Here is a 26,187-nt window from a genome sequence, read left to right on the forward strand (position 1 = left end):
GCCATGGAGCGTGGTGTTACTTCGAAACGGCAATCGTGCTTGCGTCGATATTGCCGTCCGGCATGACATAGACCCCCGACAGGCGCTTGGCCGAGGCGGAGATGTTTTCTTCCGTGACGAGCGGTGCCCAGGGCAGATCCTTCATGATCTGTTCCTGCGCTTCGGCGTAAAGCGTCTTCTTCTCGTCATCCTTGGTGGTTCTCATTGCCTTGGTGATCAACTCGTCCACCTTGGGATTGCTGTAATAGGCGGTGTTGTTGAGCTTCGGCGGCCAGGCTTCGGTGGCCAGAAGCGGGCGCAGCGCCCAGTCGGCTTCGCCGGTCGAAGACGACCAGCCCGCATAATACATGCGCACCCTTGCCGTCTTCGGATCGGGGGCGGACTGGACCCATTCGGTGCGCTGGCCGGGTTCCAGCGCCTGCAGCGTCACCTTGATGCCAACCTGTGCCAGCTGCTGTTGCAGGAACTGGATGGTCTTCTGCGCCGTGGTGGTGGTGTAGGCGCTCCACAGGGTGGACTCAAAGCCGTTCGGATAACCGGCTTCCTTCAATAGTTCCTTCGCCTTGGCTGGATTATACGGCCAGACCGGCATCTTGTGGGCATAGAGCACGCCTTCCGGCACAATGCCCTCGGCAGGTTTGGCAAAACCGCTGAAGGCCACTTTCGCCAGTGCGTCCTTGTTGATGGCGTAGTTGATCGCTTCGCGCACGCGCAGATCGTTGAACGGCTTTTGCAGCATGTTGAAGCTGACATAGCGCTCGATGATCGAAGGCGAAATGGTCACGGTGAGCTTGGTGTTCTGCTTCAGCGCATTGACCTGCTCATAAGGCAGCGGATAGGCGAAATCGGCTTCGCCGGTTTGCAGCATGGCCGCGCGGGTATTGTTGTCCGGCACGGGCTTCCAGATGATTTCATCGACCTTTGGATAGCCCTTCTTCCAGTAACCGTCGAATTTCTTCGCCTTGACGTAATCGGTCGGCTTCCAGTCTTCAAAGACGAAGGGGCCGGTTCCGACCGGATGGAAACCGATATCCTTGCCCCATTTGGCAAGAGCTGCAGGCGAGATCATCGCGGCGGAAGCATGCGCCAGCGAATTGATGAAGGGGCCGAAGGGCGCTTTCAGCGTGATGCGCACTTCATAAGGTGAAACGGCCTCGACCTTGTCGATCTGGTTGAACTGGTTGAAGCGGGCGAGCTTGTTGGCCGGATCGCGCACGCGGTCGAGATTGACCTTGACCGCTTCGGCGTTGAAATCCGTGCCGTCCTGGAATTTCACGCCCTCGCGCAGCTTGATCGTATAGACAAGGCCGTCATCGGAGACGGTGTAGCCCGTTGCCAGCACCGGCTGCACCTTCAGATCCTTGTCGAAACCGAACAGGCCTTCATAGAAGGATTTGGTCACGGCGGTGGTCAGCGTCGTGTTGGTGTTATAAGGATCGAGCGTTTCCGGCTGGCTGCTGAGCGCCAGCACGACGCTGGTTTCGGCAAAAGCCTCACCGGCCAGCAGCGACAGGGCGGCAACGCCTGCGGCAAAGGCCAGTTGGCGGGTCAATCTCATTGTCATTCGGGTTCCCCTTTGGTTTCAGTGAGAGATCAGGATGTGAAGACGCCGACCGGATGGCGGGCGACGAAATGACCGGGGCTGACCGCCTGCAGGGGAGCGACCAGCGGCTCATCGCCCAGACGGCGTATGGGGCTTGGCAGATCTTCCGGCGCAAAGCTGCGCTTCAAATGGCGGCGCTCGGGATCGGCCACCGGCACGGCGGCCATCAGCTTTTTCGTATAGGGATGCTGCGGATTTTCAAAAATGTCCCGGCGCGGGCCGATCTCGACGATCTGGCCGAGATACATCACCGCGACTCGATGGCTGATGCGCTCCACCACCGCCATGTCATGCGAGATGAACAGATAGGCAATGCCAAGCTCGCGCTGCAATTCCATCAACAGATTGACGATCTGCGCCTGGATCGAGACATCGAGCGCCGAGACCGATTCATCGGCAATCACCACTTTCGGGTTGAGCGCCAAAGCCCGCGCTATGGCGATGCGCTGGCGCTGGCCGCCGGAAAATTCATGCGGATAGCGCCCGGCATGGGCGGGTGTCAGCCCGACCCGCTGCAACAGCCAGTCAACCCGCTCGCGGGCTTCCGCCCCCTTGGCAAGACCATGAATCATCAGAGGCTCCATGATCGAAAAGCCGACCGTCAGCCGCGGATCGAGCGAGGCGAAGGGGTCCTGAAACACCATCTGGATGTCGCGGCGCAGGCTTTGCACCTCGCTTTTCGGCAGGGTGAGAATGTTGCGGCCGCCGAAATCGACCACGCCGCTCTGGCTTTCCACCAGCCTCAGCAGCGAGCGCCCGGTGGTGGATTTGCCGCAGCCGGATTCGCCGACCAGCGCCAGCGTTTCCCCCGCGCGCAGCTCGAAGCTGACCTTTTCCACCGCATGCACCATGCGCTCGACCCGGTTGAACAGGCCGCCACGCACGGGAAAGCGGGTCACGAGATCCTTGACCGTCAAAAGCGGGGCCTCTTCCGGCTTCGGGCCGGGCTGATCCTGAACGGTTGTGGCAACACCGTCTTCCGGCGTCAAAAGGTCGAAGGCGCGCGGGGCATCGCTGCCAGCCATCGCGCCGAGACGGGGAACCGCAGACAGAAGCGCCTTCGTATAGGCATGGGCAGGCGCGGTAAAAATCTGCCGGGACGGTGCCTGCTCGACCGGATCGCCGCGGCGCATGACCAGAACCCGGTCAGCCACTTCCGCCACCACACCCATGTCATGGGTGATGAAGAGGACGCCCATCTTCATCTCCTCCTGCAATTGCCGGATGAGGGTGAGGATCTGCGCCTGCACGGTCACATCGAGTGCCGTGGTCGGCTCGTCGGCAATCAGCAGGGCCGGACGGCAGGCGAGCGCCATGGCGATCATCACGCGCTGGCGCATGCCGCCGGAAAGCTGATGCGGGAAGCGGGTCATGATCTGGCGGGCTTCGGGAATGCGCACCAGATCGAGCATGCGCAGCGCTTCCGCTCTTGCCGCAGCGCCCGTCATGCCCTGATGGAGGCTGAGCGTTTCGGCAATCTGGTCGCCTGCGGTGAAGACCGGGTTGAGCGAGGTCATCGGCTCCTGAAAGATCATGGCGATTTCCGCGCCGCGAATGGCGCGCATGGTCTGGCCGTCGGCCCGAGCCAGATCGATCACCGTGCCATTCCGGCGGGCAAACAGCATGGAGCCGTTGTCGATGCGCCCGCCGCCATGCTCGATCAGCCGCATCAGCGCCAAGGACGTCACCGATTTGCCGGAGCCGGATTCACCGACAATGGCCAGCGTTTCGCCATGGCCGAGGCTGAAGGACAGATCACGCACCGCGACCATGCGGCCAGCCTCACCGGCAAAGGACACGGTCAGGCCATCCACGCGGAGCGTGTCGGCGTCCTTGAGCGGGGAGGCGGCCAGAAGCGAAGCGGAAGCAGATGTCATCGGAGAAAGGCTCGACGGTCAGGAGGGATCGGAAGAGGGGGCGGTCTGTGTCGCGTCCCTACGGGGGGAGGCAGCATGCCCGCCATGCAGATAGGGCAACACCGTTTCGGCCAGTTCGGATGCGGCCTGCATCGAGCGGCCGGAAGCCTGGGCAACGGCCACCGTCAACGCCTCGATCAGCGTGACGATGCTTGCTTCACAGGTGGCGAAATAAGCGCTTTCCACATGGGCAAAGAGCGCCATGTCGGCTTCGGCCATCAACGGCGAGCTGGCATTGTCGGTCAGCGCCAGCACGCTTGCCCCGGCGAGCCGCATCCGCCGGGCAAGCCTGATGCTTTCAGCCATATAGCGGGGAAAGGTGATGGCGATCACCAGATCGCCCGGCCTGACGGCGTGCATGGAGCGGGCCGCATAGGAGGCACCTTCGATACTGGATAAAAGCCGCACATCCTCGCAGAACAGATTGAGTCGCCGCTCCAGAAGCCCGCCATGCCAGGCGCTGGCGCCATAGCCGAGAATATGAATGCGCGGGGCGGTGAGAATCCGGCTGACCGCCGCCTCGATTTCCGCAGGATTATGGCTGGCGCGGGTTTTTTCCGCATTTGCCGCAACCGAAAGCAGGGTTTCGGCAAAGACCTCATCGGCGCGCAGGGTTTCAAGCGGCCGCGATTTCAGCTTTTCCACCGGCGCAAGCGTCGCCTCATAGCCCAGGACCAGATCGGCGCGAAACTGCGCATAGCCGTCAAAACCCAGCGCCCGGGCAAAGCGGTTGATCGTCGGCACGGAAACACCGAGGATTTCGGCAAGTTCCTCCACCCGCATCGCCGCCACCTTGAGCGGGTGATCCAGCACGTAATCGGCCACCTGCCGATGGGCAGGCGAGAGGCTGGAATGGGCAATGCGCTGCGCCAGCGTCAAAGGATCCTGATCTTGTGCCCTGTCTTTGATCTTGTCCACGCCTGTTCCCTTGTTATTACGGTGCGTGAAATTTTTTTATCATGCACACACGAGAGCAAATATTTTACGATCAATCAAGAGGCTTTTTCTCGTTCCGCACGCTTTTACCAGTCTGACGTGTCTATGCCCCTTGCCCTTGCTGCGCGACAATCTATGTCAGTCAGAATGGTGAAGGGGGGATGCATGACGTCGAAATGGGCATGGTGGCTGTCGCAGATCGTTCGGCGGATCTGGTTTCGGGCAACGTTGTTTTCGATACTGGCTGTTTTGACTGCTCTGCTGGCAATCTTCATTTCACCATGGATTCCGGCAAGACTGCCCGGACAGATCGGTGCGGATGCCGTCGACAAGATCCTCGGCATCATCGCCACCAGCATGCTGACGGTCACCACCTTTTCGCTCAACACCATGGTCTCGGCCTATACGGCAGCCTCCAGCAATGTCACGCCGCGCGCGACCCGGCTGGTGATGGAAGACAGCACGACGCAAAACGTGCTTGCGACATTTCTCGGCTCCTTTCTCTTCAGCCTGGTCGGCATTATCATGCTGACGACAGGCGCCTATGGCGAGCAGGGGCGGCTGGTGCTGTTTGTCGTCACCATTGGCGTCGTCATCCTGATCGTGGTGACGCTGCTGCGCTGGATCGATCATCTGTCGCGGCTTGGCCGGGTGACGGAAACCACCGAGCGGGTGGAACGGGCGGCGATTGCGGCGGTCAACACCGTCAAGGCCTCGCCCTGTCTCGGCGGCCATCCTCTGACAGCACCGGATCGCTGGACCGTCGCGCCGAACGCGCCTGTCTTCTCCGATACGATCGGTTATGTCCAGCATGTCGATGCGGCGGCCCTGTCGCGGATTGCCGACAGGCACGAGATCGAGATCGCCGTGTTTGCCCTTGCCGGAACGCTTGTCTCGCCGGATGAGCCGCTCGCCTATACCAGCGGCCCGGTGGACGAGGATTGTCAGAACGCGATTACCTCCGCCTTCACCATTGGCGATACGCGCTCTTTCGATCAGGACCCGCGCTTTGGTGCGTCGGTGCTGACCGAGATCGCCTCGCGGGCGCTGTCTCCGGCGGTCAACGATCCGGGCACCGCCATCGATGTGATTTCACGCGCCATGCGTATTCTGGCCGCCTGGAACGCACCCATGGAGAAAGAGGCGGACGAGGTTCTGCATCCGCGTCTTCATGTCATGTCCATAGCGCTTGACGATCTGTTCGACGATCTTTTCACCCCGATTGCCCGCGATGGCGCCGGACTGGTGGAGGTGGCACTGAGATTGCAAAAAGCCTTTTGCGCTCTTGCCCGTTTCGATGGGCCGGGCTTTTACGACAATGCCTGTCGTCATGCTGCGGAAGCGCTGGCCAGGGCAGAGATGGACCTGACGATCGATGCCGATAAGCAGCGGTTGCGCAAGGCTGCCGCTGATGTCGGACGCTGACAAGACTTTGGAGCGGCGCAGGGATGTATGGAAAAGCCCGCGACGGTTGTGGCGGCTGAGGATCAAATGCTTATAGTCTGGCAAGAAGGGGCCTTGGGTCAAACCGCGGCTCTTGACGATGGAGGATATACCGTATGACCTATCAACCCGATCCCGCCCGTTACGATGCGGCCATCTTTCGCCGCACCGGCAAGAGCGGTCTGAAGCTGCCGGCGCTCTCGCTTGGCCTGTGGCACAATTTCGGCGATACGATGCCGCTTGAAACGCAGAAATCCATGCTGTTCAAGGCCTTCGATCTGGGCATTACCCATTTCGATATCGCCAACAATTACGGCCCGCCGCCCGGCTCCGCCGAGATCAATTTCGGTCGGGTGCTGAAACAGGAATTTGCCGCCTATCGCGATGAGCTGATCCTGTCCACCAAGGCAGGCTGGGATATGTGGCCCGGGCCCTACGGGCGCGGTGGCGGTTCGCGTAAAGCGCTGCTGTCCAGTCTCGACCAGAGCCTGTCGCGCCTTGGGCTCGACTATGTCGATATCTTCTATTCACACCGTTTCGATGCCGAAACACCGCTGGAGGAAACCGCCGATGCGCTGGCTTCTGCCGTGCGGCAGGGCAAGGCGCTTTATGTCGGCATTTCCTCCTATTCGGGCAACAAGACGCGGGAGATGGCGGCCCTTTTGAACGAGCGCAAGGTGCCGCTCTTCATCAACCAGCCGTCCTATAATCTCTTCAACCGCTGGGTGGAAAAAGACCTTCTGGCCGCCTGCGACGAGGTCGGCTCCGGGGTCATCGCCTTCACCCCTCTGGCGCAGGGCCTGCTCACCAACAAATATCTGAACGGCGTGCCGGAGGATGCCCGCGTCAACCGTCCGGGCGGGCAGGCGCTCAGGCCGGAACATCTGAAGGAAGAGAATATCGAAAGGGCGCGGCAGCTGGCAAAGATTGCCGAGCGGCGCGGCCAGTCGCTGGCGCAGATGGCCATTGCCTGGGTTCTGCGTGACCCGCGCGTCACCTCTGCCCTGATCGGTGCAAGCTCGGCCAGGCAGGTGGAGGAAAATGTCGCCGCCCTGAAAAATCTCAGTTTCAGTCCTGAGGAACTGGCGGAGATCGACCGTTACGCCGTGGAAGGCGGCGTCAATCTCTGGGAAAAACCCTCGCACGAGGAACTGGTCTGATCACATTGTCGGGTTCAGGGGAACATGCCTGAACCCGGCAGGCCTGATCATGCGGGAACCGGGCCTGTGCTCTGCCGGACAATCAGCTCAACATCGATCAGCTCAACCGGGGTCTGGGGCAGGGATAGGGATACCGGCTCGTCTTCGATGAGGGTGAGCAGGGTTCTGGCGGCGCGTCGTCCCAGTTCCGGGCGGTTTTGCCGGATGGTGGTGAGCGAAGGAATATAGAATTCCGACAGTTCGATATCGTCGAAGCCGACCACGGAGATATCGTCCGGCACGCGTAGGCCAGCGGCATTGAGACCGGAAATCAGCCCATAGGCTATCTGGTCGGAGGCGCAGAACACCGCCGTTGGCCTGTCCTTCATCGCCACGATTTTCGCCGCCGACGCATAGCCGGAACTGAGAGAAAAATCGCCGCGGATGATCCACTCCTCGCGGGTCTCGAGATTGAGCCTTGCCCGTTCCGCCACCATGCCCTGACGCCGGGCAAGTGTGAGCACATTGCCGGCGGGCCCGGTGATATGGGCAATCTTGCGGTGCCCGAGATCGTAAAGATGGCGGATGGCGAGTTCGGCGCCGCGCAGATTGTCGCTGCGCACCGAGGGAAAGGGCATGCCATCAATCCATTCGCAGGCAAAGACGACATGATGGCTGCTTTTGCTGTCCACCAGCCGCGTGACGTCTCCGGCAGTGAGCTGCCCATCGAGAACGATCATGCCGTCGATGCGCGCATCGAGAAAATAATCGGTCAAAGTCCGTCCGCTGGCGGCACTGTCCATGGTATCGGCGATCAGCACGGAAAAATCCGTATGGGCAAAGGCCGCACCAATCCCGGCGAGAATCTGTGAGAAGAACGGGTTTCCCAGATTGGGCACCAGGATCAGCACCGCGCCCGCCCGCTGTTTTCGCAGATTGCGCGCCGCCTGATTGACCCGGTAGCCGGTGTCGCGAATGGCATCGAAAACGGCGATGCGGGTCGCCTCCGCCAGAAGTTCGGGATTGGTCAGCGCCCGGCTGACGGTTGCCGTCGACACGCCTGCCCGTTGGGCGACATCGCGGATTTTCACGGTTTTCTGCTCCATTCGCCCCGGTATTTCACTTTTTACGTTTTGCTGGTTAATCGTCTTGACTCTCGCGTGTGCCTCTGAAATGTTGCATGTAATCGATTTCAAATCCAGCATTTGTTTTGCGCAGCAAAATGTAATCGATTTCATGGCGGGGAGGCTATGAAACTGCGCCGATAAAACGGCTCCATGGGAGGAAAAAATGAAGGCATTCATGACGATGATGGCCGCATCCGTTGCGCTCACGATGGGCGCGGCAACGGCATCGGCGACCGATCTTGAAGTGACGCATTGGTGGACATCCGGCGGCGAAGCCGCAGCCGTGAAGGTGCTGGCCAAGGCGTTCGATGCCACCGGCAATCACTGGGTGGATGGCGCCATTGCCGGCTCCGGCGGCACGGCCCGGCCGATCATGATCAGCCGCATCACCGGCGGCGACCCGATGGGCGCCACCCAGTTCAACCATGGCCGTCAGGCCGAAGAGCTGATCGATGCCGGGCTGATGCGCGATCTGGAAAGCGTGGCCGAAAAGGATCACTGGCGCCAGATCATCCGGCCAAAGAGCCTGCTGGACAGCTGCACCTACAAGGGCAAGATCTACTGCGTGCCGGTGAATATCCATTCCAACCAGTGGCTCTGGCTGTCGAAGGCTGCCTTTGACAAGGCAGGCGTGGCCATGCCGAAAACCTGGGATGATTTTGTCGCTGCCGGTCCGGCGCTGAGAAAGGCAGGCCTTCAACCTTTGGCTCTCGGCGGCCAGCCCTGGCAGACAGTGCTGCTTTTCGACGATCTGGTGCTGGGGGTTGGCGGCAAGGATCTTTACATGAAGGTCTATAAGGACAAGGACGCCAAGGTTGCCGCAGGCCCGGACATGGCCAAGATTTTCGCCGCCGCCGATGAAGCGCGCAAGCTGGCCAAGGGCAGCGACGTGCAGGACTGGAACCAGGCGACCAATATGGTGATCACCGGAAAGGCCGGGGGACAGATGATGGGCGACTGGGCCCAGGGTGAGTTCCAACTGGCGGGTCAGGTGGCCGGCAAGGATTACGTGTGCCTGCCGGGTCTTGGCATGAACGACTATATTACCACCAATGGCGATGCCTTCTATTTCCCCAAGCTGAGCGACAAGGCCAAATCGAAGGCACAGGAAGTTCTGGCCGAAACCATTCTCGATCCGAAGACGCAAGTGGCCTTCAATCTGAAAAAAGGCTCGTTGCCGGTACGTGGCGATGTCGATCTCAACGCCGCCAATGAATGTATGAAGAAGGGCCTTGCCATTCTCGACAAGGGCCATGTTCTGCCCAGCGTCGAGCAGCTTATCTCCGCCGATACGCAAAAGCAGAAGGAAGACCTCTTCTCGCAATTCTTCGCCAATATGTCGATGACGCCCGAGGCCGCCCAGAAACGTTTCGCCGAGATCATCTCCACAGCGGACTGATGGCATCGTGACGGCAAAAGAGACCGGCACGGCATGTGAATGCCGGTCTCCCATGGCCAGACAAGAGAGATTTCCCATGACCGATGATGCTTATGCGCGCCGGCCAAGCCGCCTGCTGCGCAATCTCAACGCCAAAGTCGCCTCAATCCCGATGGTCCTGACGGCCCTGGTGGTGTTTTTCGGCGGCACGATCTGGACGATCGTTTACTCTTTCACCAATTCCAAGCTGCTGCCCCGGCTGAAATGGGTGGGGCTGGATCAGTATGAAAGGCTGTGGTCGACGCCGCGCTGGATCGTGTCCATTGAAAATCTGGCGATCTACGGCATTCTCTCGCTGATTTTCAGCCTGGCCATCGGCTTTGTTCTGGCCGCCTTCATGGACCAGAAGATCCGCTTTGAAAACACGTTCCGCACGATCTTTCTCTATCCCTTCGCGCTCTCCTTCATCGTCACCGGTCTTGTCTGGCAATGGCTGCTCAATCCCGATTTCGGCGTGCAATCGGTGGTGCGGTCGCTGGGCTGGACCAGTTTCACCTTCAACCCGCTCTATAACCAGTCGCTGGTGATTTACGGCATTCTGATTGCAGCACTCTGGCAGGGCACGGGGCTGGTCATGTGCCTGATGCTGGCGGGCCTGCGCGGCATTGACGAGGATATCTGGAAAGCGGCGCGGGTGGACGGGATTCCGATGTGGAAGACCTACCTCTACGTCGTCATTCCGATGATGCGGCCGGTCTTCGTCACCACGCTGGTCATCATCGCCAGCGGCATCGTCAAGGTCTACGACCTCGTCGTCGCGCAGACCAGCGGTGGCCCGGGCATCGCCTCGGAAGTCCCGGCAAAATATGTCTATGACTATATGTTTCAGGCGCAAAATCTGGGGCAGGGCTTTGCCGCCTCGACCATGATGCTGCTGACCATCGCCATCGTCATCATTCCCTGGGCTTTTCTGGAATTCGGAGGCCGCAAACATGGCTGATATTTACGCCTCACACCCCGCAACAACAGCAGAGCGACCGAAACCCGCGACAGACAAGAAAAGCGTGCAGGATTTTGCCGCCGGTCCGCGCGGGCGCAAGCCGAAACACCTGTTTTCCACCCGCAATATCGTGGTTTACGGCACGCTCACCGTCATGGCCATCTATTACCTCATTCCGCTTTACGTGATGGTGGTGACCTCGCTGAAGGACATGGCGGAAATCCGTCTCGGCAATATCTTCTCGCTGCCGCAGCATGTGACCTTTCACCCCTGGGTGAAGGCCTGGGCTCAAGCCTGCACCGGGCTGAATTGCGATGGACTGTCGCGCGGCTTCTGGAATTCGGTGCGCATCACCATTCCCTCGGTGGTGCTCTCCATCGCCATTGCCTCGGTCAATGGCTATGCGCTGGCCAACTGGCGCTACAAGGGGGCGGAAATCTTCTTCACCATCCTGATCATCGGTGCCTTCATTCCCTATCAGGTCATGCTGTATCCGATGGTGATCATTCTGCGCGAAATGGGCATTTACGGCACGCTGACGGGGCTGGTTATCGTGCACACCATTTTCGGCATGCCGATCCTGACGCTGCTGTTTCGCAATTATTTCAGCGCCCTGCCGGAAGAACTGTTCAAGGCGGCGCGCATCGACGGCGCAGGCTTCTGGCAGATCTATTTCAGGATCATGGCGCCGATGTCGATGCCGATCTTCGTGGTGGCGATGATCATCCAGATCACCGGCATCTGGAACGACTTCCTCTTCGGCGTCGTCTTCACCCGCCCCGAATATTACCCGATGACGGTGCAGCTCAACAATATCGTCAATTCGGTTCAGGGAGTGAAGGAATACAACGTCAACATGGCGGCCACCATTCTGACGGGCGCCGTTCCCCTCATCATCTATTTCATTTCCGGCAGGCTGTTCGTGCGCGGCATCGCGGCGGGCGCCGTCAAGGGGTAAGTCATGTCTTACAGTGTTTCGATCAACAATCTGTCCTTGAGTTTCGGCGCGGTCCATGTGCTGAAAAACCTCAATCTCGAAATTGAAAACGGCGAATTTCTCGTGCTTCTCGGCTCGTCAGGCTGCGGAAAATCGACGCTTTTGAACTGCATCGCCGGTCTTCTCGACATCACCGAGGGTCAGATTTTCATCAATCAGCGCAATGTCACCTGGGCGGAGCCGAAAGATCGCGGCATCGGCATGGTGTTTCAATCCTATGCGCTGTATCCGCAGATGTCGGTGGAGGGCAATCTCTCCTTCGGGCTGAAAGTGGCCGGGCTGGGACAGGACGAAATCCGCAAACGGGTGTCGCGCGCTGCCGAAATCCTGCAGATCGAGGCGCTGCTGAACCGCAAGCCTGCCGCACTCTCCGGCGGTCAGCGTCAGCGTGTCGCCATTGGCCGGGCGCTGGTGCGCGATGTCGATGTCTTCCTGTTCGACGAACCGCTCTCCAATCTCGACGCCAAGTTGCGCGCCGATCTGCGTGTCGAGATCAAGCGGCTGCATCAATCGCTGAAAAACACGATGATCTATGTCACCCATGATCAGGTGGAGGCGATGACGCTGGCCGACCGCATCGCGGTGATGAAGGGCGGCGTGATCCAGCAATTGTCGAGCCCGGCAGAGATCTACAATCAGCCGGCCAACAAATATGTCGCCGATTTCATCGGTTCGCCCTCGATGAATTTTGTTGATGGGGTGGTTTCGGCCTCATCGCACAGCTTTCATGTGCCGGGCGAAGAGATTGCCCTTACCGGCTATGAATTTTCTCAAACCCCGCGAGACGGCAAGGCGTGGTTCGGCATTCGTCCCGAACATGTCGTCTCCGGCGAAGCGGCAACAGCCCTGCCATTTCATCAGGAGGTCGCCGTCGAAATCGTCGAGCCGATGGGGGCCGACACGCTGGTCTGGACCACGCTGTTCAACCAGCCCTTCCGTTTTCGCATGGATGGCCAGGCGGCCATCGGCTCTGGAGACCGTGTGGTGATCGGCTTTGACCCGGCCCGCGCATCGCTTTTCGACCAGAGCAGCGAAGTCAGACTTTAACCTCTAAAAACCACAGGATCCCGTTATGAGCATTTCCTTTCAGCTTTATTCCGCCCGCGATTTTACCCCATGGACCAAGGTGCTGGATACACTATCCAGCCTTGGCTACGCCCATGTGGAAGGCTTTGGCGGCGTCTATGCCGATCCGGCGCAATTTGCCGCCGATCTTGCCGCGCGCGGGCTTTCCATGCCGTCCGGACATTTTTCCATCGACATGCTGGAAAATGATTTCGCCAAGGCGCTGGAGATCGCCCGCGCCTTTTCCATGACGAAAATCTATTGCCCCTATCTGATGCCGGAAAACCGCCCGACCGATCTTGGCGGCTGGAGAGATTTTGCTGCACGCCTTGCCCGCGTCAACGAAAAGCTCAAAGCCGAAGGCTATGCGTTTGGTTGGCACAATCATGATTTCGAGCTGCGTCCGCTGGCCGATGGCTCGGTTCCGCTGGCCATCCTGCTTGACGCAGCGCCGGAGATCGGCTGGGAGGCCGATATTGCCTGGGTGGTGCGCGGCGGCGCTGATCCGCTCGACTGGGTGAAGCGTTATGGTCCCCGCATCACCGCCGCCCATGTCAAGGACATAGCACCCGCCGGAGAATGCGCCGACGAGGATGGCTGGGCGGATGTCGGCCATGGCGTCATCGACTGGAAAACCATCACGGCCGCGCTCAAATCCGCCGGCTGCGATCTCTTCATCATGGAACATGACAAACCGAAGGATGCGGAACGTTTCGCCAGCCGCTCCATCGCTGCATTCAAGAGCTTTTGAGGGAATGACGATCATGAGCAAGACATTGGGCGTCGGCATTATCGGCTGCGGCAATATTTCAAAGGCCTATATGCGGCTTTCGCCGCTGTTCAAGGGCATCGAGGTGCGCGGCTGCGCCGACATGCTGCCGGAGGCGGCAACCGCACGGGCGGAAGAATTCGGGTTGAAGGCGATGAGCGTCGAGGAACTTCTGGCCTCCGACGAGATCGACATCGTCGTCAACCTGACCATTCCCGCCGCCCATTTTGCCATCTCGCAACAGGCGCTTGAGGCGGGCAAGCATGTCTATTCGGAAAAGCCCTTCGTGCTGTCGCTCGAAGAGGGCCGCAGGCTGAAAGCGCTGGCCGATCAAAAAGGCCTGCGGGTCGGCTCCGCCCCCGATACCTTCCTTGGCGGTGCACATCAACTCGCTCGGCATCTCATCGACACTGGCGCGGTGGGTGAGATCACCTCCGGCACCTGCTTCGTCCAGAGCCCGGGCATGGAAATGTGGCATCCCAACCCGGACTTCTTCTTCAAGCCGGGCGGCGGGCCGGTGCTCGATCTCGGCCCCTATTACATCTCCAATCTGGTGCAATTGCTGGGGCCGGTGAAGCGGGTAGGCTCGATGGGCCGGATCGTGTCGCAGACACGCACCATCACCTCTCAGCCCCGGTTTGGCGAAACGATCACCGTCGAGACGCCGACGACCATTCACTCCCTGCTCGAATTTCATTCCGGCGCAACCATTGCCTATGTGACAAGCTGGGATGTCTGGCAGCATGGTCATTCCAATATGGAGCTTTACGGTCGCGAAGGCAGCCTTCATGTGCCGGACCCGAATTTCTTCGGCGGCGAAGTGCGCATGACCCGCAAGAAAGCCTTTTATAACGGCACGCCCGCCTGGGATCATCCCTTTGCCCGCGTCAATGACGGCGAGCAGGCCAATTACCGCACCGCAGGCCTTGCCGACATGGCGGTGGCGATCGGGGAAGGGCGGGAACAACGCTGCTCGCTCGATTTTGCCCTGCATGTGGTCGATGTGATGACCTCCATTCTCACCTCGGTCGAGACCGGCCGTTTTATCGATATGAGCACGACCTGCGCGCGTCCGGCAGCGCTCGACCCGCAGGCGGCGGCAGCCCTGCTCGTTTGAGCAGGCTCCTGCCTCAATCAAAGCCGGAGGAACACAATATGGCAAAGACAATGAAGGGCCCGGCGCTTTTTCTGGCGCAGTTCGCAGGCGATGCGGCGCCTTATAATTCGCTGAAAACCATCGCCAAATGGGCGGCGGATCTCGGCTATAAGGGCGTGCAGATCCCGACCATCGACAGCCGCCTGTTCGATCTCGACAAGGCTGCCGACAGCAAGACCTATTGCGACGAGATCAAGGGAACGCTGGCCGATGCAGGCGTGGAGGTGACAGAGCTTTCCACCCATCTTCAGGGCCAGCTTGTGGCCGTGCATCCGGCCTATGATCTTGCCTTCGACGCTTTTGCGCCGGAGGCTCTGCGCAACAACCCGAAGGCGCGGCAGGAATGGGCGGTCGACCAGATGATCAAAACGGCGAAAGCCAGCCGCAATCTGGGTCTTGATGTGTCGGTCAGCTTTTCCGGCTCGCTGCTCTTTCCCTATCTCTATCCCTGGCCGCAGCGTCCTGCCGGGCTGATCGAGGAAGGTTTTGCCGAGCTGGGCCGCCGCTGGAAACCGATCCTTGATGTCTATGAAGAGCATGGCGTCGATATCGCCTATGAGCTGCATCCGGGCGAGGACCTGTTCGACGGTGCGACCTTCGAGATGTTTCTCGATCAGGTCGGCCAGCATGGCCGCGCAAGGATCAATTACGATCCGAGCCATTTCGTGCTGCAACAGCTCGATTATCTCGCCTTTATCGATATTTACCACGAGCGGATTTCGGCCTTCCATGTCAAGGACGCCGAATTCAACCCGGATGGGCGACAGGGCGTTTATTCCGGTTATCAAGGCTGGGTCAACCGGGCAGGGCGCTTCCGCTCGCTCGGTGACGGGCAGGTGGATTTCAGCGGCATTTTCTCAAAACTCGCCCAATATGGCTATGACAGCTGGGCGGTGCTGGAATGGGAATGCTGCCTGAAATCGCCGGAGCAGGGCGCAGCCGAAGGCGCGCCCTTTATCGCCAGCCACATCATCGAAGTGACGGACAAGGCCTTCGACGACTTCGCCGGTGGCGCAAGCGACCGCGCCGCCATTCGCACCATGCTGGGGATCGGATCATGAAACGTTTGAAACTCGGCATGGTCGGCGGCGGTCAGGGGGCTTTTATCGGAGGCGTGCATCGCATGGCCGCAGCACTCGACGGGCAATGGGATTTCGTCGCTGGCGCCTTGAGCTCCAATCCCGAACGGGCCAAAGCCTCCGGCGAGGAGCTTGGCCTTGCGGGCGAGCGCATCTATACCTCTTATGAAGAGATGGCCAAGGCCGAAGCCGCCCGCCCGGACGGCATCGACGCCGTTGCCATCGTCACGCCGAACCATATGCATGCAGGCCCGGCGATTGCCTTTCTGAACGCCGGTATCCATGTCATCTGCGACAAACCGCTCGCCTCGACCATGGAAGAGGCGGAGGCGATGGCAAAAGCCGTGCGTGACAGCGGCAAACTGTTCATTCTCACCCATAATTACAGCGGTTATCCTCTGATGCGCCAGGCACGTGAGATGGTGGCCCGTGGTGATCTCGGCAAAATCCGGGTGGTGCAGGTGGAATATCCGCAGGACTGGCTGACAGAAGCGGTCAGCAACAAGCAGGCGGACTGGCGCACCGATCCCCAACGTTCCGGGGCTGGCGGCTGTGTCGGCGATATCGGCACCCATGCCTTTCATCTGGCAAGCTATGTCACCGGTCTTCAAACGGAAAGCCTGTCTGCCGATGTGTCAACCTTTGTGACCGGGCGACAGGTGGATGACAATATCCATGTCCTGCTGCGCTTTTCCGGCGGCGCGAGGGGCATGCTCTGGGCCAGTCAGGTCGCACCCGGCCATGAAAACGGCTTGCGGCTGAGGATTTATGGCGAAAAGGCCAGCCTCGAATGGGCGCAGGCCGAGCCGAACCAGATGCACTATGCCGTCTTTGGCCATCCGGTGCAGCGCCTGACCCGCGGCGGTGCGGGCGCAACCGCAGCCGCAAGCCGGGTCACCCGCATTCCCGCCGGCCACCCGGAAGGCTATCTCGAAGCCTTCGCCACGCTCTACCGGGAGGCGGCAAGCCTGATCCGCCATGCGGATCATGGGGTGCCCTTGCCGGACGGTGTGGAAACGCCGGGTCTCGAGGACGGATTGAACGGCATGAAATTCATCGCCGCCTGCCTTGCCTCATCGGCAAAGGATGCGGCGTGGATTGCGTTTTAACGGCTGACCGGCAATCCAGTTTTCATGACGGCATTGCTGCAATTGCCGACGTTGCAGACACCGTAAACTCTCTTTTCTGCGACGTCGCAAAGACCAGGAAAACAAGTGTCGCGTCCATTGGAATGTCGCGACACGAATTTTTCTCTTGAGGCGGACCCTGCGTTATAATCGATACCGCCCTGTACGAAGACATAGCATTATATATAGAATTTGCATAAGACACATTATGGAACTAGAAATCATAACAAACTGGAGGACAATGCTCTAAGGGGCAAACTCGGCCAGCAGGCCGCTATAGGCTTTGGCGACCGGCGATGCATAGGCACCGCCCTTGGCGGTTTTGAGCCCCAGTGCTACCAGCGCTTCCGCCTGCTTCACCGCGGCTGCAACGCCATCAATGATCGGCAAGGCAAAATCGCGCCGAAGTTCCAGCGTCAGATCGGCCATGCCCGCACAGCCGAGAATGATGGCTTCTGCCCGGTCTTCGGTCATGGCACGGGCGATTTCTGCGCGAAGCCGTGTCCTTGCGTTGGAACCCGGTTCCTCCAGGGACAGAACCGGAATATCGGCGGCGCGCACCCGCACCCGGCCGGAAAAGCCATAACGGCAAACCAGCGCCTCAAGTGGCAGGCGCGAACGCTCCATTGTGGTGACGATACTGATCCGCTGGGCGATGAAAGAGGCAGCCGCAAGGGCGGCCTCGCAGATGCCGATCACCGGAATATCCGCCAGTGCGCGCGCGGCATCGAGCCCGGTATCATCGAAACAGCCGATAATGGCGGCCTCTGCCCCCCGGCCCTGCCCTTTGGCAATTTCCTTCAGCAGGCCCGGAACCGCCAGCGCCTCGTCATAATAGCCTTCGATGGAAGCCGGACCCATAATCGAGGTAACGGCGTCGATCACGGTGGACGGGTTGCACACCCGTCTGGCCGCGTCCCCCATCTTGTCCGTCATGCTGGCTGTGGTGTTGGGGTTGACGATCAGAAGCTTCATGCGTCTTAGCCTTGGGCGCGTCGCCGGTTGGTGCGGGCAATCAGCGCCAGCGCCACCAGAATGATCAGGAAAGAAAACAACGTGGTCAGCGTGCCCAGCGCATAAAGAACCGGTGTCGTGACATTGGTGGTCATGCCGTAGATTTCGAGTGGCAGCGTATTGAATGTGCCTGCCGTCATCAGCGTGCGGGCAAATTCGTCATAGGACAGCGTGAAGCCGAACAGGCCGACGCCGATCAGGCTTGGTAGGATCATCGGCAGCACCACATAGCGAAAGCTCTGCCAGGAACTGGCGCCGAGATCGCGGGCGGCCTCTTCATAGGCGGGCGAAAATCGATTGAAGATTGCCAGCATGATCAAGACGCCGAACGGCAGCGTCCAGGTGAGATGGGCGCCGAAAGCCGAGCCATACCACATAGGATCGAGGCCCAATTGCTGAAACATCACGCCAATGCCGAGGCTGACAACGATGGAAGGCACCACCAGGCTTGCCACCGTCAGGTAGAAGAGGACCGTTGCGCCATGAAATTTTCGGCGAAAGGCAAGCCCCGCCATCAGCGAGACCGTGACCGTGACCACCATGACCATCAGTCCGAGAGCCAGCGAGCGGCGGAACGCCCCGCCGAAATCACCGACCGCCTGCTGCTCGAAGAGATTGGCGAACCAGTGCAGCGAGACCCCGTTCATCGGAAAGGTCAGCCCGCCATTGATGCCCTGAAAGGAAAGAATGAGAATGGCCGAAAGCGGTCCGTAGAGAAACAGCACGAAGAGCGTGAAGAACCCGGCAAGGATATAGAATTCGCGGGAGCGTTTTTCGCTATTCATCTCAAAGCCCCTTTCATCTCAAAGCTCCTTGCGGATATCGACGCCGCGCAGGATTGCCGCAACCAGGCTGAGCACAACGATCAGCAGGATTACCGCATTGGCGGCGGCGGCAGGATATTGCAGCAGCGACATTTCATTCTTCATCATCAACGCCACAGAGGCGCTCTGACCGCCGGACATGACCTGCACGGTGGAAAAATCCGCCATCACCAGCGTCACCACGAAAATCGTGCCGATCGCCATGCCCGGACGGGCCAAAGGCAGGATGACATTGACAAGGATTTGCCACGCGCTTGCACCCGCATCGCGCGCTGCCTCGATCAGGGCGCGGTCGATGCGCATCAACGTGTTGAAGATCGGCGTCACCATGAACAGCGTATAAAGATGCACCATGGCCAGAACCACGGCGAAATCGGAATAGAGCAGCCATTCAATCGGCTGCGGCACGATATGGGCGGCGATCAACGCGCCGTTGACCAGACCGTTGCGGCCAAGAACCGGAATCCATGAAATCATTCTTATGATGTTGGAGGTCATGAACGGCACGGTGCAGACGAGAAACAACACCATCTGCATGGCGGCGCTGCGAATGTGAAAGGCGAGAAAATAGGCAACCCAGAAACCGATGACGAGCGTGATCGCCCAGACGATTGCCGCATATTTCAGCGTGTTGAGATAGGTTTTCCACGTCACCCAGGAACCGAGGGTTTCGGTGTAATTCATGGTGAGGAAGCCGGGATACATCTGGGCAAAATCATAGTCCCAGAAACTCACCGTGACGATCATCGCGAGCGGCAGGGCAAGAAAGAAGCCAAGAATCAGCCAGAGTGGCGCTGCCTGAAGATAAGGCGGCAGCCATGACGGCAAGGGTCGCCGCATCCACCGTTTTTGCGGATCTCCGGCGCCGATGAAGCGGACTGTGACCATGGCGGTTTACCTCGTTTCGCCGATTGTGGAGAGGGGCGCGCCCCGCCCCTCTCCCTCTGTCTTGAATGCCAAAGGCAGAACGCCCCCGGATCAGGCCGCGATGAATTCGTTCCAGCGGCGCACCATGTAGCGGTCCTCGTCCATGACCGAGTTCCAGCAGGCGACATGGCCCATGCGTTCGGTAAAGGAGCCGCCGTCACGCACCGCGCCTGCCTTTTCCATCACCTTGCCTTCCGGGGACAGGATATCGTGCTGGGCTGGCTTGCCTTCGATCCAGTAACCCCATTCGTCGGCGGTCATGAATTTTTTCGCCGTGTCCATGCAGGCGGAATAATAGCCCTGACGGTTGAGATAGGCCCCGACCCAGCCGGAGAGATACCAGTTGATATATTCGTAAGCCGCGTCGAGTTCTGCCCCCTTCAGATGCGAGGCAAGACCCAGACCACCGCCCCAGGCGCGATAGCCTTCCTTCAGCGGCTGGAATCGGCAGGCAATGCCCTTGGAGCGCACCGCCGCCACTGCCGGCGACCACATGGACTGGATGACGACCTCACCCGAGGCCATCAGGTTGACCGACTCATCGAAGGATTTCCAGAAGGCGCGGAACTGGCCCGACTGCTTGGTCTTGATCATGAAGGCGATGGTCTTGTCGATCTCGTCCTTGGTCATATTGCCCTTGTCGGCATATTTGATCTGGCCTGCGGCCTCCATGATCATCGCCGCATCCATGATGCCGATCGAGGGAATGTTGAGGATCGCCGTGCGGCCCTTGAATTTCGGATCGAGAATATCGGCCCAGGAGGTGATGTCACGCCCGACCAGATCGGGACGAATGCCGAGTGTGTCGGCATTGTAGATCGTCGGCACCATGGTCATCCACTCGGTCGGCTCTTTGGCGAAGGTTTTCGCGCCCGGCTTTTCGACAAAGCCGACCGTATGCGGCGCCGTCCCTTGCGCGATCTTGCTGTCCGGCGTCAGCTTGCCGGTGATGAAGAGCGGCACGATCTTGTCGTAATATTTCAGCTTTTTCACATCCATCGGCTGCAGCACGCCAGACGGGAAAACCTTCTTGCAGATCCAGTATTCGACATCGGCGATGTCATAGGAATTGGGCTGGGTGACGGTGCGCTGTGCCGCAGCATCGGAATCGAGCGCCGTCATCTCCAGCGTGATGCCGAGATCCTGCTTGCACTTTTCGGCTATGGCGTTGATGTTCGATACGCCCGTACCGATCTGGCGCAGCGTGATCGGGTTTTTCGCCCAGACCGTCGGAAAGCCGGTGATCACCCCGGTTCCTGCCGCAGCGCCTGCCGCCGCCGCCGTGGTTTTCAACAGTGTACGCCGGGTCAGGCCCTTGTTTTTCGTATCCGTCATGGTCGTTCTCCTCTTTTATCCTTTATGGTTTTGCCGGTTTGAATATGCATGTTCAAAGTCTCGATCAGAGCCGCCCCAGAACGATGGCTTCGTCCGGGTCCCAGGACAGTGACACTGCCTCCCCTGTCTTCACCGGCCGCACAAAATAGGCGGCATCGCTCAGCACCACGGTGAAATCCTCGATGCCCGCCCCGGTGACGGTAAGCTTGACGATGGTGCCAAGGTCCTCGACATTGGCGACAATGCCGGTAAAGCCGAAACCCGGCGCGAAGGCCTCGCCAAGGCGCACATGATCGGCACGCAGCGCCATATCGGCGCTTTCGGCCATAGCGGGCGCCGATCCTTTTGCGGTAAATTCACCGCCGCCCGGCAAGGCAATGGTCAGCGCTCCGTCGAGACGGTTGACGATCTTGCCCGACAGCACATTGTGATTGCCCATGAAGCGGGCAACAAAGGCGGTGGCAGGATGCTCGAACACCGTGCGCGGGCTTGCCGCCTGCTCGATGCGGCCATTGTTCATGATCACCACCAGATCGGCCAGGGCCATGGCCTCATCCTGGCTGTGCGTGACATGCACGAAGGTCATGCCGAGCGTGGCCTGCAGTTTTTTCAGCTCCGCCCGCATGCGGATTTTCAGGAAAGGATCGAGCGCCGATAACGGTTCATCAAGCAGCAGCGCCTGCGGCTCGGTGATCAGCGCCCGCGCCAGCGCCACGCGCTGCTGCTGACCGCCGGAAAGCTGCGCCGGACGCCGCTCCGCATAGGCTTCAAGCTGCATCAGCGCCAGCATGGCAAGTGCCGAACGCCGTCGCTCGTCCTTGGCCACACCCTTCATCTTCAGGCTGAAGGCAACATTATCGACAAGGTCGAGATGGGGAAACAGCGCATAGGACTGGAACATCATCGCCGTGCCGCGCCGCGCCGGCGGCAGATCGTTGACGATGCTGCCCGCCAGCAGGATATCGCCGGAGGACACGCTTTCGTGGCCGGCAATCATCCGAAGGGTCGAAGTTTTGCCGCAGCCGGACGGCCCGAGCAGGCAGCAATAGCTGCCCGCCGGAATTTTCAGGCTGATGGCGTTCACGGCAGCGGTGTTTCCATAAAGCTTGGAAACGGCGGCAAGTTCTATCTCAGCGGCTTTGCTCATCTTTGGCCCCATCGCAATGCCTATGAGAATGCAGGAAGCGTGCCAGACCGGGCCGTGAATTTTAAGTTACTGATGATGTTGCATTATTTCTTACGACAAAAGAGAGGCATGAAGAATGGAAATGCCGTATGCACAAATTTGGATCATTGTATGCAATAATTCAGCATATTGCCGACATCTTATTTTTCAATTGTCGCGGTTTTGAATTTCCTTTCATGGCAGTCCGGGTTAAGAAGAATGAAAAATGGAAAAAAACATGAGCCTCCATCTGCCTGTCTCCAGCGCGTCTGACCCTCATCAGGAAGATCGCGCCCAAGCCATCCGCGATTGTCTGCGTGACGCCATCATCGACCGGCGGCTGGCACCGGGAACAAAGCTTTCCGAGGCTGAAGTCGGCGCTCTTTTCGATGTCAGCCGCACCGTCGTACGCCATGGGCTGCAAATGCTGGCTTTTGAGGGTCTCGTCACGATGGAGCGCAACAAGGGCGCTTTTGTATCCAATCCAACCCCGGATGAGGCGCGACAGATTTTCGCCTCACGTCGCCTGATCGAAAAGGGCATTGTCGCCGCCGTGGCCGGGCGGCTGACGCAGATGCAGATTGAGACGCTGCACGCCCATCTCGATGAGGAGGCCCGCCTGCAAAACCTGCGCGGAACCGAGGCGCGGCGGGCGGAGATCAAATCCTCCGGCGATTTTCATCTGACGCTGGCGAAAATGGCCGGAAACGCCATTCTTGAAAAATTCATGGATGAACTGGTGGCCCGCTCCTCGCTGGTCATCGCCCTTTATGGACGCACCGGCATATCAAGCTGCGGCTGCAGCGATCACAGCGCCATTCTCAAGGCGCTGGAAAAGGGCGAGACCGACCGGGCAACCGACCTGATGATCCATCACATCGATCATATCGAGGCTGATCTCGACCTGCGCCCGGTTGAATCCCTGTCGCTGCGCCAGGCGCTCAATCTCTGACTTTCTTCGTTCAGGCAATTCCGCTTTTGCCTCTCATGGGATAAAGCGCAATTTCAACATGTCGAAAGGACAAGAGATGAGCGATCAGAGCGGCGACGACTATGTGTATGACGAGGCCACCGGTGACTGGCGGCCTGCCTCGGAACTGGCAGCTGAAGCCGCCAAGGCGTCTGAGGTGCGCGACGCCTCCGGCAATCTTCTGGCCGATGGCGATAGTGTCGTTCTCATCAAGGATCTGAAGGTGAAGGGTGCCGGACAGACGCTGAAGCAGGGCACTGTCATCCGCTCCATCCGCCTCACCGACAACCCGGAAGAGATCGACTGCCGCCACGACGCCATCAAGGGTCTGGTGCTGCGCACGGAATTCGTCCGCAAGCGCTGACCGACACACCCGGCGCAAGTCCGGGCGGCGACATCGCTGACGCTTTACACCAAGGTTCGAGGATGGTCACGCATCCTCGCCTTGAAAATGTTTCGATTTGCCAATCCCTCATTCCGCGGCAATCGGGCGGGCCGCATCGATGATCCTGCGAAGATCGCCCCGGCAGGAGCCGCAACCGGTTCCGGCATTGACCGCCTCGCCGACCGCCTCCACCGTGGTGCATCCCGCCATCATCGCCGCCGTGATCTGGTGGATACCGACGTTGAAACAGGCACAGACGATGGCGCCCCTGTCGGCTTGGCCTGCACCTGCGCGGCTGGCGACGATGCGCGAACGCGCCATAAGATCGCAAAAGGACGGACCAAGCTGTTCCACCGCCCATTGCCGGGAGACCGGCACAGGTGTTTTTGCCAGAAACAGAGCGGCCACCAGTCGTTCACCGTCAAAAAAAGCAAGCCGCGTCTCGCCTGCCCTGATATCGGCATAGGTGACCAGTTCTGCCGTCTGCGAGATCGAAAAGGCCTGCCGCGCCCATGCCTCCCAGCCCTCAGAGAGCGGATCGCCTGCCAGTTCCAGCCGCCAGCCACCCTCAGTGCGCGCCAGCGCCCAGTAAGAAAAATCGGCCAGTCCGGACGGTTTTTCTGCCGCCACGGCAAAGCCGTATAGGGCAGGACGAAGGGCGCAAAGCCGCACGGCGGCGGATTTCAGCGCCGGTTGGCCGGAGACCGGATCGGTCCGCGACGGCGCAAGCGTGTCAATGCGGGCAAGGCCTGCATTTTCATCCGACCAGTGGATCGGGGCAAACACCGCGCCGCGCCGCTGCCGTTCGGTTAAAAGGGCGCGAAGCCGCACAAGACCTCCGGTTTGACTGGAGATCTCCACCAATGCGGCATCCTCGATGCCAAGCGGCTTTGCATCTGCGGGATGGATTTCCACGAAAGGTTCGGCCATATGGGCCGAGAGGCGGGCGCTTTTGCCCGTTCGGGTCATGGTGTGCCACTGGTCGCGAATGCGCCCCGTATTGAGGATGAAGGGAAAATCAGCCGTCTGCGGTGTCGGCATCACCGCGTCCAGCGTCACAAACCGCGCCTTGCCATCCGCATGATAAAAACCGCCCTCGGCAAAAAACCGGGTAATCGGCTCCCTGCCGCGTGGCTGCGGCCATTGAAAGGGGGGGAGCGTCTCATAATCTGCCGTTGCGAGGTCGGCATAAGCGCTGATGTCGAAATCCCGTTCGCCGTCATTCTCGAAGCCGGACAAGGCCGCGTGTTCGGCAAAAATCTCTGCCGGAGACGCATAGTCGAAGCCGGAAAAGCCCATGCGCTTTGCCACCTCGGCCATCTGCCACCAATCCGCCCTTGCCGCACCGGGGACAGACAGAAAAGGCCGCTGACGGGACATCCGCCGTTCGGAATTGGTCACTGTGCCGCTCTTTTCACCCCAGCCGCTGGCGGGCAACAGCACATGGGCAAGCCTTGCCGTATCCGTATCGGCCTGTATGTCGGAGACCACGACGAAGGGGCAGGCAGCAATCGCCGCCCTCACCCGATCGGCATCTGGCATGGAAACGACCGGGTTGGTGGACATGATCCACAGCGCCTTGATCCGCCCATCGGCAACCGCTTCGAACATCTCCACGGCCTTGAGGCCCGGTTTTTCGGCGATGCGCGGCGCCTTCCAGAAGCGCTGTACCCGCTCGCGATGGACCGGGTTTTCAAGCACCATATGAACGGCCAGCATATTGGCAAGCCCGCCCACTTCGCGCCCGCCCATGGCGTTTGGCTGGCCGGTCAGGGAAAACGGCCCCATGCCCGGCCTGCCGATGCGCCCCGTTGCCAGATGGCAGTTGATGATGGCATTGACCTTGTCGGTGCCGATGGCGGATTGATTGACCCCCTGACTGTAGCAGGTCACCACCTTTTCGCTTGCGCCAAACAGGCGGAAAAATGCCTCTCTGTCTTCAAGGGATAATCCCGTCGCCGTGGCCTGGGCTGTGCCCATCCGCCTTGCCGCCGCAACGGCCTCGTTAAAACCCTGCGTATGGCGCTCGATATAGCCCTCATCCAGCAGCGCATGCTCCGCAAGCCAGACAAAGAGTTCGTTGAACAGCGCCACATCACCATCCGGGGCAATGGCAAGAGACAGATCGGCAATATCCGCAGTCGCGGTGCGGCGCGGATCGATCACCACCACCTTCATCTGCGGGCGTTTCGCCTTGGCGGCGCAAAGCCGCTGATAGAGCACGGGATGGCACCAGCCCATGTTGGAGCCGACCAGCACGACCATATCGGCCAGTTCCAGATCCTCATAGGTTCCCGGCACGGTATCGGCGCCGAAAGCGCGGCGATGCCCGGCGACGGACGAGGCCATGCACAGTCTGGAATTGGTGTCGATATTGGCTGAGCCGATAAAGCCCTTCATCAGCTTGTTGGCGACGTAATAATCCTCCGTCAACAATTGGCCGGAAACGTAGAAAGCCACCGCATCCGGCCCATGCTCTGCCATCACATGCGAAAAGCGCTGCGCCACCAGATCGAGCGCCGCATCCCAGCCGGAGGCTTTGCCATGGACCATCGGTTGAAGCGCCCGGCCTTCCAGTCCGAGTGTTTCGGCCAGTGCCGAGCCTTTCGAGCAGAGCCTGCCGAAATTGGCCGGATGATCGGGATCGCCGCGGACGCTGACGGCGCCATCGTCATCCACTTTGGCAATCACCCCGCAGCCAACGCCGCAATAGGGGCAGGTGGTTCTGGTTTCAGTGGGCATTCTTGCTCCTCACCGGGATGTTTGCTGATCGACACTTGCCACGTTCTCCGCCGCCGTCATGGTCTCGCCTGACCCAACCATCTAAGGTGT

22 protein-coding genes are annotated in these 26,187 nt (G+C 59.9%); 12 read left to right on the plus strand and 10 right to left on the minus strand.

All coding sequences use genetic code 11. The features are described from left to right. Positions 1-16 precede the first annotated feature (16 nt). Genes gsiB through NAC44_RS17050 form a run of 3 tightly spaced genes read right to left on the minus strand, consistent with a single transcriptional unit; the run spans position 17 to position 4,437 of the window. Positions 17-1,564, minus strand: a complete 1,548-nt coding sequence (gene gsiB, locus NAC44_RS17040; protein ID WP_250942742.1) for a glutathione ABC transporter substrate-binding protein GsiB — start codon at positions 1,562-1,564, stop codon at positions 17-19. Positions 1,565-1,593: 29 nt separating this feature from the next. After that, the gene (locus tag NAC44_RS17045; protein WP_250942743.1) at positions 1,594-3,480 is read right to left on the minus strand and encodes a dipeptide ABC transporter ATP-binding protein; all 1,887 of its coding nucleotides are present in this window, start codon (positions 3,478-3,480) and stop codon (positions 1,594-1,596) included. A gap of 18 nt (positions 3,481-3,498) precedes the next feature. After that, complete coding sequence (locus NAC44_RS17050) at positions 3,499-4,437, minus strand: MurR/RpiR family transcriptional regulator (RefSeq protein ID WP_250942744.1); 939 nt, start codon at positions 4,435-4,437, stop codon at positions 3,499-3,501. A 183-nt stretch (positions 4,438-4,620) separates the two neighbouring features. Between NAC44_RS17050 and NAC44_RS17055 the strand changes: the two genes are divergently transcribed. Next, positions 4,621-5,880, plus strand: a complete 1,260-nt coding sequence (locus NAC44_RS17055; protein ID WP_250942745.1) for a DUF2254 domain-containing protein — start codon at positions 4,621-4,623, stop codon at positions 5,878-5,880. 134 nt (positions 5,881-6,014) lie between these two features. After that, on the plus strand, positions 6,015-7,058 hold the full coding sequence (gene mgrA, locus NAC44_RS17060; RefSeq protein ID WP_250942746.1) for an L-glyceraldehyde 3-phosphate reductase: 1,044 nt from the start codon (positions 6,015-6,017) through the stop codon (positions 7,056-7,058). Positions 7,059-7,105: 47 nt separating this feature from the next. Here the strand turns inward: mgrA and NAC44_RS17065 are convergent, their stop codons facing one another. Then, the gene (locus NAC44_RS17065) at positions 7,106-8,143 is read right to left on the minus strand and encodes a LacI family DNA-binding transcriptional regulator (protein WP_250942748.1); all 1,038 of its coding nucleotides are present in this window, start codon (positions 8,141-8,143) and stop codon (positions 7,106-7,108) included. 184 nt (positions 8,144-8,327) lie between these two features. On the opposite strand from NAC44_RS17065, the gene NAC44_RS17070 reads away from it, so the two are divergent. The 8 genes from NAC44_RS17070 to NAC44_RS17105 all read left to right on the plus strand — a co-directional run bounded on the left by NAC44_RS17070 (position 8,328) and on the right by NAC44_RS17105 (position 16,717). Then, positions 8,328-9,563, plus strand: coding sequence for an ABC transporter substrate-binding protein (locus tag NAC44_RS17070; protein WP_250942750.1), 1,236 nt, complete (start codon positions 8,328-8,330; stop codon positions 9,561-9,563). A 76-nt stretch (positions 9,564-9,639) separates the two neighbouring features. Further along, positions 9,640-10,542 (plus strand): carbohydrate ABC transporter permease, encoded by a 903-nt coding sequence (locus NAC44_RS17075; RefSeq protein ID WP_250942752.1) that lies wholly within the window; start codon positions 9,640-9,642, stop codon positions 10,540-10,542. After that, positions 10,535-11,500: a carbohydrate ABC transporter permease gene (locus NAC44_RS17080; protein WP_250942754.1), complete on the plus strand. Its 966-nt coding sequence runs from the start codon at positions 10,535-10,537 to the stop codon at positions 11,498-11,500. The genes NAC44_RS17075 and NAC44_RS17080 overlap by 8 nt, the downstream gene beginning before the upstream one ends. 3 nt (positions 11,501-11,503) lie before the next feature. Beyond that, positions 11,504-12,586 carry an ABC transporter ATP-binding protein gene (locus NAC44_RS17085; protein WP_250942757.1) on the plus strand — a complete coding sequence of 361 codons (1,083 nt, stop codon included), beginning with the start codon at positions 11,504-11,506 and terminating at the stop codon, positions 12,584-12,586. Positions 12,587-12,611: 25 nt separating this feature from the next. Then, positions 12,612-13,355, plus strand: a complete 744-nt coding sequence (locus tag NAC44_RS17090) for a sugar phosphate isomerase/epimerase family protein (protein ID WP_250942759.1) — start codon at positions 12,612-12,614, stop codon at positions 13,353-13,355. 13 nt (positions 13,356-13,368) lie between these two features. Further along, on the plus strand, positions 13,369-14,490 hold the full coding sequence (locus NAC44_RS17095) for a Gfo/Idh/MocA family protein (protein WP_250942761.1): 1,122 nt from the start codon (positions 13,369-13,371) through the stop codon (positions 14,488-14,490). Positions 14,491-14,528: 38 nt separating this feature from the next. Continuing rightward, entirely contained in the window at positions 14,529-15,590 is a 1,062-nt protein-coding gene (locus NAC44_RS17100; RefSeq protein ID WP_250942762.1) for a sugar phosphate isomerase/epimerase family protein, read from the plus strand. Next, positions 15,587-16,717 (plus strand): Gfo/Idh/MocA family protein, encoded by a 1,131-nt coding sequence (locus NAC44_RS17105; protein WP_250942764.1) that lies wholly within the window; start codon positions 15,587-15,589, stop codon positions 16,715-16,717. Before NAC44_RS17100 ends, NAC44_RS17105 begins: the two co-directional genes overlap by 4 nt. Positions 16,718-16,981: 264 nt before the next feature. Here the strand turns inward: NAC44_RS17105 and NAC44_RS17110 are convergent, their stop codons facing one another. The 5 genes from NAC44_RS17110 to NAC44_RS17130 all read right to left on the minus strand — a co-directional run bounded on the left by NAC44_RS17110 (position 16,982) and on the right by NAC44_RS17130 (position 21,982). After that, positions 16,982-17,710, minus strand: a complete 729-nt coding sequence (locus NAC44_RS17110; protein ID WP_250942765.1) for an aspartate/glutamate racemase family protein — start codon at positions 17,708-17,710, stop codon at positions 16,982-16,984. A 5-nt stretch (positions 17,711-17,715) separates the two neighbouring features. Further along, the gene (locus NAC44_RS17115; protein WP_250942766.1) at positions 17,716-18,534 is read right to left on the minus strand and encodes an ABC transporter permease; all 819 of its coding nucleotides are present in this window, start codon (positions 18,532-18,534) and stop codon (positions 17,716-17,718) included. An 18-nt stretch (positions 18,535-18,552) separates the two neighbouring features. Then, positions 18,553-19,461, minus strand: a complete 909-nt coding sequence (locus NAC44_RS17120) for an ABC transporter permease (RefSeq protein ID WP_250942767.1) — start codon at positions 19,459-19,461, stop codon at positions 18,553-18,555. Between the two features lie 90 nt (positions 19,462-19,551). Then, positions 19,552-20,835: an ABC transporter substrate-binding protein gene (locus tag NAC44_RS17125; RefSeq protein ID WP_250942768.1), complete on the minus strand. Its 1,284-nt coding sequence runs from the start codon at positions 20,833-20,835 to the stop codon at positions 19,552-19,554. 64 nt (positions 20,836-20,899) lie between these two features. Beyond that, positions 20,900-21,982, minus strand: a complete 1,083-nt coding sequence (locus NAC44_RS17130) for an ABC transporter ATP-binding protein (protein WP_250942769.1) — start codon at positions 21,980-21,982, stop codon at positions 20,900-20,902. 256 nt (positions 21,983-22,238) lie between these two features. Between NAC44_RS17130 and NAC44_RS17135 the strand changes: the two genes are divergently transcribed. Together NAC44_RS17135 and NAC44_RS17140 are read left to right on the plus strand one after the other, a co-directional pair. Continuing rightward, positions 22,239-22,952, plus strand: a complete 714-nt coding sequence (locus NAC44_RS17135) for a GntR family transcriptional regulator (protein WP_250942770.1) — start codon at positions 22,239-22,241, stop codon at positions 22,950-22,952. Between the two features lie 76 nt (positions 22,953-23,028). After that, complete coding sequence (locus tag NAC44_RS17140; RefSeq protein WP_250942771.1) at positions 23,029-23,334, plus strand: alkylphosphonate utilization protein; 306 nt, start codon at positions 23,029-23,031, stop codon at positions 23,332-23,334. A gap of 108 nt (positions 23,335-23,442) precedes the next feature. Here the strand turns inward: NAC44_RS17140 and NAC44_RS17145 are convergent, their stop codons facing one another. Further along, positions 23,443-26,097, minus strand: coding sequence for a nitrate reductase (locus NAC44_RS17145; RefSeq protein ID WP_250942772.1), 2,655 nt, complete (start codon positions 26,095-26,097; stop codon positions 23,443-23,445). Between the last annotated feature and the right edge of the window lie 90 nt (positions 26,098-26,187).

The sequence above is a fragment of the Allorhizobium sonneratiae genome (genome assembly GCF_023700755.1).
Taxonomy (GTDB): domain Bacteria; phylum Pseudomonadota; class Alphaproteobacteria; order Rhizobiales; family Rhizobiaceae; genus Allorhizobium; species Allorhizobium sonneratiae.